The organism is Curtobacterium sp. L3-7, assembly GCF_048756585.1.
In the GTDB taxonomy this organism is placed as follows: Bacteria; Actinomycetota; Actinomycetes; order Actinomycetales; family Microbacteriaceae; genus Curtobacterium.
In genome coordinates this window covers 3,203,195-3,216,130 of the sequence record NZ_CP151474.1, presented here as the reverse complement: position 1 = coordinate 3,216,130, position 12,936 = coordinate 3,203,195, and the positions used below count along the sequence as shown (strand labels likewise).

13 protein-coding genes are annotated in these 12,936 nt (G+C 70.6%); 11 read left to right on the top strand and 2 right to left on the bottom strand.

Annotated elements, in window-relative coordinates; genetic code table 11:
• The first annotated feature begins 96 nt into the window (after positions 1-96).
• From AAEP80_RS15435 to AAEP80_RS15385, 11 genes are all read left to right on the top strand, one after another.
• Positions 97-1,359, top strand: a complete 1,263-nt coding sequence (locus AAEP80_RS15435; RefSeq protein ID WP_420365042.1) for an aspartate kinase — start codon at positions 97-99, stop codon at positions 1,357-1,359.
• Between the two features lie 11 nt (positions 1,360-1,370).
• On the top strand, positions 1,371-2,426 hold the full coding sequence (locus tag AAEP80_RS15430; RefSeq protein WP_420365041.1) for an aspartate-semialdehyde dehydrogenase: 1,056 nt from the start codon (positions 1,371-1,373) through the stop codon (positions 2,424-2,426).
• A 155-nt stretch (positions 2,427-2,581) separates the two neighbouring features.
• The gene (locus tag AAEP80_RS15425; protein WP_420365040.1) at positions 2,582-4,069 is read left to right on the top strand and encodes a malate:quinone oxidoreductase; all 1,488 of its coding nucleotides are present in this window, start codon (positions 2,582-2,584) and stop codon (positions 4,067-4,069) included.
• A gap of 37 nt (positions 4,070-4,106) precedes the next feature.
• Positions 4,107-5,243 (top strand): Rv2578c family radical SAM protein, encoded by a 1,137-nt coding sequence (locus tag AAEP80_RS15420; protein ID WP_420365039.1) that lies wholly within the window; start codon positions 4,107-4,109, stop codon positions 5,241-5,243.
• A 157-nt stretch (positions 5,244-5,400) separates the two neighbouring features.
• A complete protein-coding gene (locus tag AAEP80_RS15415; RefSeq protein ID WP_420365038.1) occupies positions 5,401-6,630 on the top strand; it encodes a sensor histidine kinase in 1,230 nt (409 codons plus the stop codon).
• Between the two features lie 44 nt (positions 6,631-6,674).
• Complete coding sequence (locus AAEP80_RS15410; protein WP_420365037.1) at positions 6,675-7,820, top strand: hypothetical protein; 1,146 nt, start codon at positions 6,675-6,677, stop codon at positions 7,818-7,820.
• Complete coding sequence (locus AAEP80_RS15405; protein WP_281265086.1) at positions 7,807-8,508, top strand: DNA-binding response regulator; 702 nt, start codon at positions 7,807-7,809, stop codon at positions 8,506-8,508. Before AAEP80_RS15410 ends, AAEP80_RS15405 begins: the two co-directional genes overlap by 14 nt.
• Positions 8,508-9,140, top strand: coding sequence for a thymidine kinase (locus tag AAEP80_RS15400; RefSeq protein ID WP_413601513.1), 633 nt, complete (start codon positions 8,508-8,510; stop codon positions 9,138-9,140). Before AAEP80_RS15405 ends, AAEP80_RS15400 begins: the two co-directional genes overlap by 1 nt.
• A gap of 58 nt (positions 9,141-9,198) precedes the next feature.
• Positions 9,199-9,342: a hypothetical protein gene (locus AAEP80_RS15395; RefSeq protein ID WP_420365036.1), complete on the top strand. Its 144-nt coding sequence runs from the start codon at positions 9,199-9,201 to the stop codon at positions 9,340-9,342.
• Positions 9,343-9,415: 73 nt separating this feature from the next.
• Complete coding sequence (locus AAEP80_RS15390; protein WP_281265084.1) at positions 9,416-10,456, top strand: LLM class flavin-dependent oxidoreductase; 1,041 nt, start codon at positions 9,416-9,418, stop codon at positions 10,454-10,456.
• Positions 10,457-10,572: 116 nt separating this feature from the next.
• On the top strand, positions 10,573-11,193 hold the full coding sequence (locus AAEP80_RS15385) for a hypothetical protein (protein ID WP_420365035.1): 621 nt from the start codon (positions 10,573-10,575) through the stop codon (positions 11,191-11,193).
• Here AAEP80_RS15385 and AAEP80_RS15380 read toward each other — a convergent pair.
• Together AAEP80_RS15380 and AAEP80_RS15375 are read right to left on the bottom strand one after the other, a co-directional pair.
• On the bottom strand, positions 11,190-11,813 hold the full coding sequence (locus AAEP80_RS15380) for a response regulator transcription factor (RefSeq protein WP_420365034.1): 624 nt from the start codon (positions 11,811-11,813) through the stop codon (positions 11,190-11,192). The two genes, AAEP80_RS15385 and AAEP80_RS15380, sit on opposite strands and share 4 nt — an antisense overlap.
• On the bottom strand, positions 11,810-12,835 hold the full coding sequence (locus tag AAEP80_RS15375; RefSeq protein WP_420365033.1) for a sensor histidine kinase: 1,026 nt from the start codon (positions 12,833-12,835) through the stop codon (positions 11,810-11,812). The genes AAEP80_RS15380 and AAEP80_RS15375 overlap by 4 nt, the downstream gene beginning before the upstream one ends.
• Between the last annotated feature and the right edge of the window lie 101 nt (positions 12,836-12,936).

Here is a 12,936-nt window from a genome sequence, read left to right as displayed (position 1 = left end):
TGGACACCCGCTCACACGCAACATCCCCGAAACACCCCCTACCATTGTGGAAGCCGCGCATCGTCGCGGAACCGTCGTCCCCAGGAGTACCGACCCGTGGCCTTGATCGTGCAGAAGTTCGGTGGATCGTCCGTCGCGAACGCCGAGAGCATCAAGCGCGTGGCCAAGCGGATCGTCGAGACGAAGAAGGCGGGGAACGACGTCGTCGTGGCCGTCTCCGCCATGGGTGACACCACCGACGAACTGGTGGACCTCGCGCACCAGGTCACCCCGATCCCGGCCGGCCGTGAGCTCGACATGCTCCTCACCGCGGGGGAGCGCATCTCGATGGCGCTCCTGGCGATGGCGATCAAGAGCCTCGGCGTCGAGGCCTCGTCGTACACGGGCAGCCAGGCCGGCATGCTCACCGACGCCCAGCACGGCAGGGCCCGCATCGTCGACGTCACCCCGAAGCGCGTGCGTGAGGCGCTCGACGCCGGCCACGTCGCCATCGTCGCGGGTTTCCAGGGCTTCAACCGCACCACGGGTGAGATCACCACCCTCGGACGCGGCGGCTCGGACACGACGGCCGTCGCCCTCGCAGCCGCCCTCGACGCGGACATCTGCGAGATCTACACCGACGTCGACGGCATCTTCTCCGCCGATCCCCGTGTCGTGCCGAAGGCCCGCAAGATCGACCGCATCACCAGCGAGGAGATGCTCGAACTCGCAGCCTCCGGTGCCAAGGTCCTGTACATCCGTGCCGTCGAGTACGCCCGTCGGCACGGCGTCACCCTCCATGTCCGCTCGTCGTTCAGCAACGTCGAGGGAACCATCGTCTACAACCCTGCAGAGGGGGAAACCGTGGAAGAACCGATCATCACCGGCATCGCCGGAGACCTCTCCGAGGGCAAGATCACCGTGGTCGGCGTGCCCGACCAGCCGGGCAAGGCGGCCGAGATCTTCACGATCGTGGCCCGCGCCGGTGCGAACATCGACATGATCGTGCAGAACGTGTCGGCCTCCAACGGGCGTACCGACATCTCGTTCACCCTCCCGAAGGACCAGGGCCAGAGCGTCCTGACCGCACTCGGTGTCGCGAAGTCGGAGATCGGCTTCGAGGGGATCCAATACGACGACCAGATCGGCAAACTCGCCCTGGTCGGCGCCGGGATGCGCACGAACGCGGGCGTCTCCGCCGAGCTCTTCCGCGCGCTGCACCAGGCGTCGATCAACATCGAGATGATCTCCACGTCCGAGATCCGCATCTCGGTCGTCACCCGCGCCGACACCCTGAACGACGCCATGCGCGTCGTCCACCAGGCGTTCGGTCTCGATGCCGACAACGAAGCCGTCGTGTACGCCGGCACCGGCCGCTGAGAGGAGCAGCCATGTCCCAGGAGCTCACCGTCGCCGTCGTCGGCGCCACCGGCCAGGTCGGCGCCGTGATGCGCCGCCTGCTCGAGGAACGCGACTTCCCCGCCACCTCGGTCCGCTTCTTCGCGAGCGCCCGCTCCGCCGGCACGACGCTGTCGTTCCGCGGGCAGGACGTCGTCGTCGAGGACTCCGAGACCGCCGACCCGTCGGGCATCGACATCGCGCTCTTCTCGGCGGGTGCCACGGCGTCCCGCGCCCTCGCGCCGAAGTTCGCCGCAGCGGGCGCGCTCGTGATCGACAACTCGAGCGCCTGGCGGATGGACCCCGAGGTGCCGCTCGTCGTGAGCGAGGTCAACCCGCACGCGATCGAGACGGCGCAGAAGGGCATCGTCGCGAACCCGAACTGCACCACCATGGCGATCATGCCGGTGCTCAAGGTCCTCGACGCCGAGGCGGGGCTCCGTCGTCTCGTGGCGACGACCTACCAGGCGGTGTCGGGCAGCGGGCTCGCCGGCGTCGACGAACTCCTCGGGCAGGCAAAGGCCGCGCTCGAGCAGGACACCGCTCGTCTCACCCACGACGGCGGCGCCGTCACCTTCCCCGACCCGGTGAAGTACGTCCGCCCGATCGCCTTCGACGTGGTCCCGCTTGCCGGCAGCATCGTCGACGACGGCATGGGGGAGACCGACGAGGAGAAGAAGCTCCGCAACGAGAGCCGCAAGATCCTCGAGCTGCCAGACCTGCTCGTCGCCGGGACCTGCGTGCGCGTGCCCGTGTTCACGGGGCACTCGATCTCGGTGAACGCGGAGTTCGAGCGGACCCTCACGCCGGAGCGCGCGACGGAGATCCTCGCGAGCGCTCCGGGTGTGGAACTCTCCGACGTCCCGACGCCGCTGCAGGCCGCCGGGCAGGACCCGACGTTCGTCGGCCGCATCCGCGTCGACCAGTCCGCGCCAGCCGGCCACGGCCTCGCGCTCTTCGTGAGCAACGACAACCTGCGGAAGGGCGCAGCCCTGAACGCGGTGCAGATCGCGGAGGTCGTGGTCGCGCGTCGCGCGGTCGCCGCCTGACCACACTGCGGACTGGGCCCACGCCGCCGGTTCCGGTGCGACGCGCCAGCGGCGCGCCGGCCGTGTCGGTGGGGAGAGGCTCGTGGCGGATCCGCCACGAGCCTCCCGTCCGTTTCCTTGGTCGCCTTGTCAGCGCACGCCGGTAGGATCGTCGGGTGGCAGTGAAGCAGGTGGAACCGATCGACGTCGTCCTCATCGGGGGTGGCATCATGAGCGCCACGCTCGGCGCACTGATCCACCGGCTGGAGCCGAGCTGGAAGATCCGCGTGTACGAGCGCCTCGGCAACGTCGCGCAGGAGTCGTCGAACCCGTGGAACAACGCCGGGACCGGTCACTCCGCCCTCTGCGAGCTGAACTACACGCCGGAGCTGCCGGACGGCCGGGTCGACATCGCCAAGGCCGTCGTCGTGAACGAGCAGTTCCAGGTCTCGCGCCAGTTCTGGTCGTTCCTCGTCGAGACCGGCGCCCTGCCGGACCCGAAGAACTTCATCAACCCGACGCCGCACATCTCCTTCGTCTGGGGTGCCGACAACGTCGAGTACATGCGGGCCCGCTACGAGGCCATGAAGGACCACCCGCTCTTCGCCGGGCTCGAGTTCAGCGACGACGCCGAGCAGATCCGGAAGTGGGCACCGGCGCTCATCCCCGGTCGCAAGAAGGACCAGCCGATCGCGGCGACGTACTCCGCGGCAGGTTCCGACGTCGACTTCGGGTCGTTGACCCGCCAGCTGTTCGACCAGCTCGAGGTGGACGGCGTCGAGTTCGAGGCGAACCACCAGGTCACGAACATCAGCCGCGGCAAGGTGTTCGACGGCTGGGCGCTCGACGTCTTGAAGGAGGTCGGTCGTTCGAAGCAGTCGATCGCCGCGAAGTTCGTCTTCGTCGGCGCCGGCGGCGGTGCGCTGCACCTGCTGCAGAAGTCCGGCATCCCGGAGATCCGCGGGTACGGCGGCTTCCCGGTGTCGGGGGAGTTCCTGCGCACCGACGACCCCGAGGTCGTCCAGAAGCACTCGGCGAAGGTCTACGGCAAGGCGAGCGTCGGCGCGCCCCCGATGTCCGTGCCGCACCTCGACACCCGCATCGTCGACGGCAGTGCATCGCTGATGTTCGGCCCGTACGCCGGGTTCAGCCCGAAGTTCCTGAAGCAGGGGTCGCTGTTCGACCTGGTCCGGTCGATCCGGCCGCACAACCTCCGCCCGATGCTCAGCGTCGCGTTCTCGAACTTCGACCTGGTGCGCTACTTGATCGGGCAGCTGCTGGCGTCGAAGTCGACGAAGTTCGACGCCCTGCGTGACTTCATGCCGGCGGCGCAACCGGAGAACTGGCACAAGATCATCGCCGGGCAGCGCGTGCAGGTCATCAAGCCCGACAAGGACAAAGGTGGGGTGCTGCAGTTCGGGACCGAGGTCATCACGGCAGCCGACGGCTCGATCGCCGGGCTGCTCGGTGCGTCGCCGGGTGCGTCCACCGCCGTGCCGATCATGCTCGGACTGCTCCGCAAGTGCTTCCCGGACCGCTGGGACCGCTGGGAGGACGCGGTCCGCGTGATGGTCCCGACCTACGGCAAGGACCTCGGCGACGACGCGCAGCTCGCCGACGAGACGCTCGAGCGCACGGCGAAGGTGCTCGGACTGCACCACTGACCTTGCCATCCGTTCGAACGTGTGTTCGAATTGCTGGATGCGGTGGGACGGACAGGCGATCGACGCGTCGGGCAGCGACATGCTCCCCGGGCTCGAGTCGAACAGCGGGTTCGTGCGCAGTGTCACCACGCCCGAGTTCGCCGGCGTGACCTTCCACGAGGTCCTCGCGAAGTCCGCCCTGAACCGTGTCGGCGCGATCGACGGCGGCACGTGGGGGATGACCATCAACCCCTATCGCGGGTGCTCGCACGCGTGCGTCTACTGTTTCGCGCGTCCGACGCACACGTACCTGGAGTTCGACGGCGGCTCGGACTTCGACCAGCAGATCGTCGTGAAGACCAACGTCGCCGACGTCCTGCGGCGTGAGCTCGCGAAGCCCACCTGGGACCGCCACCCCGTCGCGCTCGGCACCAACACCGACCCGTACCAGCGGGCAGAGGGCAAGTACCGGCTCATGCCCGGCATCATCGACGCCCTCGCTGACTCGGGGACGCCCTTCAGCATCCTGACGAAGGGCACGCTCCTGCGACGGGACATCCCGGCGCTCGTCGCGGCGTCGGAGCGGGTCCCGGTCGACCTCGCCATGTCCATCGCGGTCTACGACGACGAGCTGCAGCAGTCCGTCGAACCAGGCACCCCGACGACGACGGCACGGCTCGCCACGGTGCGGGCGGTCCGGGACGCCGGGCTCTCGTGCTCGGTGTTCCTGATGCCCGTCCTGCCGTTCATCACCGACACGAAGGCGCACCTCGACGACGCGATCGGCCGCGCGGCGGCTGCCGGTGCCACCAGTGTCATGTACTCCGCGCTCCACCTGAAGCCCGGCGTCAAGCCCTGGTACATGGACTGGCTCGCTCGTACGCACCCGGACCTCGTCGGCAGGTACCGGTCGATGTACCTCGACAACACCTACCCGCCGAAGGACTACCGACGGTGGCTCGGCGAGCGGATCCGCCCCATCATGCGGGCGCACGGCGTCGGTCTCGGGCGGGTGGACCCGGCGACGGGCTCGATGGGGTTCTCGGTGGACGGCCCGGGGAGCGACCGGGCGGCGGGGGTCTCGCCGCTCAAGCGCGCCGATCCGGGCTGGGAACGTGGCCTCAGGCAGCAGGCGCTCGCACCCACCAGGTCCCGGGTGCAGGGCATCACGAACGGGGTGCCGACGCTCTTCTGACGATCGCTCGGTGCGCGTTCGGGGGACAGCAGGGGTGCAGCCATGCCCGGTATCATCGACCCAGTCGTCGCCCGGTGCCCGATCCGGGGTACACGGCCGGACCATCGGTGGTTGGATCGTGGGCGGCGCTCCCTGGCTCCCGGAAGGACGATGCACCGTGCTCGGCATCCCCACGCACCTCGCTCCGCGCGTGAACGCGTGGTCGACGGTGCGGGCGTTCCACGCGGCGGCCATCGGCTCCCTCGTCGCGGCAGCGATCACCCTGCTGCTGTTCCGTGCCAGCGACCCCGATGTCCGCGTCCTCGGCGCCGTGCTCGCGCTGGTGCCGATGCTCGGCATGATCGGCGTGCACGTGCAGTTCGGCACGTGGCGGTCGGCGATCGCCTTCCTGGTCGTCGGCGGGGCGTGCGCCTGGTGGTTCACGCACGTCGTCCAGAGCGAGATCGCCGTGCCGTGGGTGACCTCGTACCTGTTGTCGCTCGTCGTGATCCCGCTCGTGCTCGTCGGCGGTGCCGGCGCGGTGCCTGGCAGGGTCGTCCTCTGGTCCATCGCCGGCCTCGTCGTCGGCCGCATCGCCACGACCATCGCGATCGTCCAGGTCGGCGGTGCCGGCCATCCGCTCGTCCTGGCGTGGGTGACGCTCGTGTTCGTCGTGGCGATCGTGCTGGTCGCCGGCCGCAGCACGGCACGGTCGCAGCGCGTCCAGCCGGAGCTCCTCCGCTCGGCGCGCGAGGAGCACGTGTCGGCGTACCGCTCCGGCGTCGAGGCAGAGGCCTCCGCGATCCTGCACGACACCGTCCTCAACCACCTCGGCGCGATCGCGCTGGCACCGGACGGCCCGATGGACCAACACCTCGCACGCACCGTCGAGTCCGACGTGGCGATGCTCACCGGCCGCGAGTGGCTCGATCCGGAGCCGCGCGCCGACGGGGGAGCGGCGGTCGAGGCATTCGAACGCGTCGTCGAGGAGCACCGCGCCCACGGACTCGAGGTCGTCGTCACCGGGGATCCCTCGGTCATCGCGCGACTCGAGCCGGCCGCGGTGACGGCCCTCGTCCGAGCGGTCGGGCAGTGCCTGGCGAACGTGCGGAAGCACGCCGGCACCGACACCGCCGAGGTGAGCGTGTTCGACGACGGCGTCGCGTGCACGGTCATGGTGGTCGACGACGGCCGCGGCTTCGACGAACAGCAGACCGGCGCCGACCGGATGGGGCTGCGAAACTCGGTCCGGGAGCGCGTCGGCCGTGTCGGCGGCGACGTGCAGGTGTGGTCGTCACCCGGGACCGGCACGAGCGTGATGATGACGGTGCCGTACGGCGCGCTGACCGGGTCCGTCCGGTCGATCGGTCGCACCGACGGCGACGACCACCTGGAGTCCGCGTCGTGAGCGGCGGCCGGATCGGGTCGGCGCCGGACTCGACGACACGGAGGATGATCCGTCGCGCAGTCCTGGGCAGGACCGCGCAGCAGTACGACCCGCTCGGGGCGATGGGATCGAGGCCGCTCGCCGTGGTGCTCGGTGCGGTCGGCGTGGTGTGGGCGATCATCGTCTCGGTGTTCGACCGTGACGTCGTCGGCAGCCCGACGCTCAGCGCCCTGACCGTCCTGCTCCTCGCGGCGTCCGCAGCGGTGGTGATCACGGCGTCGAGCCCGTTCCGCGCGCCCTTCCCGCGCTGGGCGTTCGTCCTCCACGTCGGGCTGCTCGCGCTGGCCGCGGTCACGAGCGTCGCCGCGCAATGGGGGCCGGACGAGAGCGCACTGAACGACTTCATGTCGCTGCTCACGGCGACGGGCATCGTGATGGTGGCCCCGTACCGCCCGTGGCGTGACCTCGTGGTCGGCGGCGTGGTCCTCGCGGTGGTCGACGGTGTCGCCTGGGGCGTCGCGGCGGAGCAGTTCCCGAACGGCGTGCCGGTGGCCGTCGCGGCCTTCCTCGCGGCTGCTCCGACCCTGGTCCTCACCGCGGCCGCCGGGGTCTTCGCCTGGACGTTCGGCGGTCTCGCGGAGCGTGTCCAGATCCGCGCGGGCTCGTACTCGGTGGCGCGGGCCGAGCGCGACGGCATCGCCGCGAGCGTGCAGCAGGACCGCTCGATCATCCTCGCGCGGGACGTCGCACCGTTCTTCGCCGAACTCCGCACCCGCGAGACGATCACTGACGCGGACCGGGCCCGTGCCAGGTCGATCGCCGACGGGATCCGCCGCGCGATGGTCGCCGACGCCGACCGGACGTGGTTCGAGCAGGCCGTCCGTGCCGAGGGCGGCGCGGGAGCGGCGATCGACGATCCCGACGGGCTCATCAGCACGCTCGACGCCGACCAACGCACGGTCGTCCGCACGTTCGTCCGGGCCGCGCTCCGCGCCTCCACCGTCGATCCCGCGGGCTTCCGCGCCTCCGTGCAGCGCGTCGCGGACGACCGCGTCGAGATCGCCCTCGACGTCGCGGTCGCCGACTCGGACGTCGGCATCCACCGCACGTTCGACCCCTACTTCGCCGTCCTCCGCGTCACCTTCCCCGACCTCGACGTCGCGGTCCGTCCCTCGTCCCTCGCACTAAGGTTCTCGTATGACCAGCACTGACCCGAACAGGCTGACGGAAGGGATGCCAGCCCTGCCGAACCCCGGATCCCGCCGGGTACGACTGGCCATCCTCGACGACCACGAAGTCCTCCTCGACAGCCTGTCGAGCTGGATCGCCGTGAACGCCTTCGACTTCGACCTGGCCCTCACCGCGCACACGTGGCTGGAGATGGTGCACAGCGACAGCTTCCCGACGGACCTGGTGTTCCTGGACTTCCAGCTCAAGGAACCCGTCTCGATCGAGGCCCGCGTCCGCACCTGCCGCGCCGCGGGCGCGAAGGTCATCGTCCTGTCGAGCGTCGACACCCGGGAGTCCCGCGACCGGGCGCTCGCCGCCGGTGCCGCTGCCTTCCTGTCGAAGTCGCTCCCGATGCGCGAGGTGATGGACGTCGCCCGCGACGTGATGGGCGTGGAGCGGGAGACCCCGACCCAGCGTGAATGGCGTCCCCTCCCGACCGGCGCGACGGCCCACCAGCGCCCGAAGCTCAGCCACGGCGAGGAAGAGGCGCTCCGGCTGTACGTGTCCGGCTACTCCACGAACGAGGTCGCGTCGCAGATGAACGTGCAGTACGAGACCGCGAAGACCTACCTGCGCCGCGTCCGCGAGAAGTACGCCAAGGTCGGCCGTCCCGCGTCGAAGAAGTCCGACCTGATCCGTCGCGCGGCGGAGGACGGCTTCCTCTCCTAGTGGCGAAGCTGTACTTCCGCTACGGGGCGATGAACAGCGGCAAGAGCACGGGGCTCCTGCAGGCCGCGTACAACTACGAGGAGCGCGGCCACCGCGTGCTCCTCGCGAAGCCGTCCGTCGACACGAAGGGGGACCGCGAGATCGTCTCCCGCCTCGGCGTGACGCGGGAGGTCGACATCGTGCTGCCGGCCGATGTCGACGTGCGTGGTGCGGTCACCGACGCCGGTGCCACCGACCCCGAGTCCGACCGGCTCGACGGCATGGTCCGTCCGGTCAGCTGCGTGCTCGTCGACGAGGCGCAGTTCCTCACCCCGATCCAGGTCGACGACCTGCTGCGCATCGCGGTCCTCGACGAGATCCCGGTGATCGCGTACGGCATCCGCACCGACTTCCGCACAGAGGCCTTCCCCGGCAGCCGGCGCCTGCTCGAGGTCGCGCACTCGCTCGAGGAGCTCAAGACGATCTGCCGCTGCGGCCGCAAGGCCGTGTTCAACGCCCGCAAGGTCGACGGCCGCTTCGTGTTCGACGGGTCGCAGGTGGCGATCGACGGGGTCGACGTCGAGTACGAGTCCCTCTGCGCGAACTGCTACCTGACGGAGTCGGGCGGCCGTCTCGACGGCGAACCGGCCTGACCGCTCGCGCCCAGGCACGCGCGGGTGCAATGCCTGCACCGGGGCGACGCGACCGTCCATGGTCCGCCGTCGTCACCGGTCCGCCGTCGTCACCGGTCACGACACACCGCTCGCGTCCGGCGAGCGGCCGCAGATCGTCGTCGTCGGTGACGCCGCGCGACGAGTCGTGACCACCCGGCGGACGGGCGGCGGTGTGTCGTGACCGCTCGGCCCTCCGGCAGCGCTGCACCTGCGTACCGCGGAATGCACGCGCGGCGGCAGGCGTTGCCGCCAACATGAGCGACGCATCCGTGCACCTGTCCGTCCTCGACCTGGCGACCCGCGAGTACGGCCAGTCCAACACCGAGGCGCTGCAGGGCTCCATCGACATGGCCGTGCACGCCGAGAAGCTCGGCTACGAGCGGTTCTGGGTCGCCGAGCACCACGGCATGCCCGGGATCACCTCGTCGGCTCCTGCCGTGCTCCTCAGCGCCGTCGGGGCCGCGACCAGCACCATCCGCATCGGCTCCGGCGGGGTGATGCTGCCGAACCACGCGCCGCTCGTCGTCGCCGAGCAGTTCGGGACCCTCCGCGCGCTCTACGGCGACCGCGTCGACCTCGGCCTCGGGCGTGCCCCCGGGACCGACGGGGCCACCGCGATGGCGCTCCGCAGGACCGACCGGCTCGACGTCGACGACTTCCCCGAGCGGCTCGCCGACCTGATCGGGTTCTTCACCGGCATGGACGAGTCGAACCCGCTCGCGCGCATCCGCGCCGTCCCTGGGTACGGAGACGTGCCCGAGTTCTGGCTGCTCGGGTCCTCCGGCTACAGCGCGCAGGTCGCTGGCGCGCTCGGCATCTCGTTCGCGTTCGCGCACCACTTCGCGTCCGACAACACCGAGGCCGCGCTCGCGCTCTACCGGGACTCGTTCCGTCCGTCGCGCTTCCGGTCGGAGCCGAACGCGCTCATCGGCGTGCAGGTCGTCACGGACGAGGACCCCGCCGTCATCGAGGAGCAGAGCGCCCCGGGCATGATCTCGTTCATCCGGATGCGGCAGGGGGCGAAGCCCGAGCCGGTCTCGATGGACGAGGCCCGTGCCTACGAGTTCAGTGACCTCGAGCGCCGGTTCATCGCGGCGCGCACGGAACGCCAGGCGTACGGGTCCGCGGACCAGGTCGCGTCGAAGATCAACTCGCTGCTCGAGTCCACCGGGGCGAACGGCGTGATCGTCGCACCTGGTGCGGCACAGGCGCGGTACCGGCACCAGGCGCTCGACGTCGTGGCGTCGCTGCACGAGGCCGGCCGCCTGGTGCGGCCGTCCGTCGCGGTCGGCTGAGGGGAGCTGCTCGTCCGTCCGCGCTGATCCGGTCCGCCGGCTGTCGAGCCTGTGTCCGATGACACAAGCCGGCGAGACACGTCGCTGGCCGTGGTCGAACACGGCACGATGAGGTCGTGGCCATTCCGACCCCCACCGCCGTCCTCGGGGCCGCAACGTTCGGTCTGGCGCTCGCGGCCGCCGCATGGTGCGCTCTCGACGCAGCGGCGGCCGGTTCCCCCGGACAGCGGTTCGTCGTGGGTTCGATGGGTACCGGCTCGCTTTCCGTGGTCGTGTGGGTCGTCGGGTTGGTGTTCCTCATCGTGGCAGCCTCCGGGTGGACCTGGCGCGGTACACGACGGGCTCCGAGCGTGGTCCGCATCGCCGTGCGCATCCTCGTGACGTCGGCTCTCGTCGTCGCTGCTGCAGGGTCCGTCGCGACCCTGTTCTTCGTTGCGATGCTCGGGGCCCCGCCGGCGTACGTCGATGTCGGCACCGTCAACGGGCACACCGTCGTGGTCAGCGAGTCGGCCTCGCTGGGTGGATTGAGCACACAGATCGGGATCCGCGACGGTTTCTTGGTGCGGATGGCCACCGGCGAGCACGCGTTCGTCACCGTGGACGGGCTCCCGGGTGGACGGCCACCGTCGAGGACCGACGGCTACCGCCTCACGGAGGAGCACGGTCAGGCTGTGGTCCGGTTCACCCTCGGTGGCCGTCAGGAAATGCGGTTTCCCTTGCCGGGAGGCTCGGGCTAGGTGAGCAGGCCGAGTCGCGTGGCCGTCGCCACGGCTCCCACCCGGCTGGTCACGTCGAGCTTCCGGAACACGTTGTAGACGTGGCGCTTCACCGTCCCGATCGCGAGACCGAGGTCGGTGGCGATCTCGGCGTTCGAGCGCGCCGCGGCGACGAGCCGCAGCACCTCGATCTCCCGGTCGCTCAGCGGGGAGCCGGCGCGGGCGTCGGTGACCACGTCCACCGGGAACGTCACCGGTGCGGCGGGCTGGGTGCTCGCGCGGGCGATGCGCTCGACGAGCTCGCGGCTCGGGGTGTCCTTCGTGACGAAGTCGACGGCGCCTGCGTCCAGGAGCGTCCGGCGCAACACGGCGTCCCGGTGCATGGTCAGCACGACGACGGCGATGCCCGGGTGGTTCCGGCGAACGGTGGCGATGGTCGTGCGGGCGGGAGGACCGTCGAGCTCGACATCGAGGAGCAGCACGTCGATCGCCGCCGCCTCTGCGCCGTCCAGGACCTCGGCCGGGCGCTCTCCATGGGCGACGACGCGGATCGTCGGGACCGACGACAGGATCGTCGCGAGCCCCTCGCGGAACAAACGGTGGTCGTCGACGATCGCGACGTGCGTGACGGTCGGGTTCACAGCGTTCCCTTCGGCACGACGAGCGTGACGGTCGTGCCGGCGCCAGGTACGCTCGCGACGTCGATCCGTGCGCCGACGAGCGCGGCACGTTCCCGCATCGTGGACTGACCCAGTCGGCCGTCGGTGCTCCCGTCGGTGTCGAACCCGGGACCATGGTCCCGCACGGTCACGGTGAGGGCCTCGGCACCCCAGTCGAACCGGACGTGGACGGCGGCGTCGCGCGCGTGCTTCCACCAGTTGGTGAGTGCTTCGAGGAGGATCGTCAGCGACTCCTCGGCCCGCCAGTTCACGAGCGGCACCGGTGTGCCGTGCGACTCGATCGTCACCCGCTCGGTGTCCGGAAACAGGTCCTTGACGTGCCGGGCGAGCGCGGCGTCCAGGACGTCGTCCCCGACGCGGGCGTGCAGGGCGACGGCGAGGTTCTGGACGTCGCCGAGCGCGCGGCGCAGCTGCGTCGCGGCGGCCTCGAGCTGAGCGGTGCGCTCCGGGGCCGGGGGATCGGTGAGCAGCGCCAGGTCGATGCGCTGCAGTCCGGCGAGGATCCCGTGCGCGACCCGGTCGTGCAGGTCGCGGGCGATGTGCGCACGCGAGTCGAGGTTCGCCGTCGTGACGCGTTGCCGGAGCGCCTCGGTGTAGGCGACCGCTCCGGCGGGGAACCGGCTCCAGATGCCCCCGTGGAGGGCCCTGGAAGCACGCAGGAGCTCAGCAGGGGTGCTGGCGCCGACCTCCTCGACGAAGACCGGCAGGTACTCGTCGAAGAGCACCTCGGCCGCGAGCATCGCTCCTGCCGGGTGCTGCATGTGTTCGGCGTGCAGGGCGCCGGTGGCGAGGTGCTCGTCGGCGAGGAGGAGGTCGCTCGTGATCGACCCCTCGAGCCCCTCCGCGTAGCGACGATGGGCGTCTGCGAGCATCGACGTCACGTTCTCGAACAGGCTGGCGGCCATCACGGGGTCGTCTCGGAGTTCGGGGAACATCGTGCCGATGCGGGCGACGACGGGTGCGAGGCGGTCGGGGGTCTCCATGTCGCAGATCAGGCTAGCGTCGGCCGGCGGGGCCACGTCGTGGCGCACCGGTCGGTGTGTCCCCGGGCACACGGAGAAGGCCCGGATCCGTGCGGATCCGG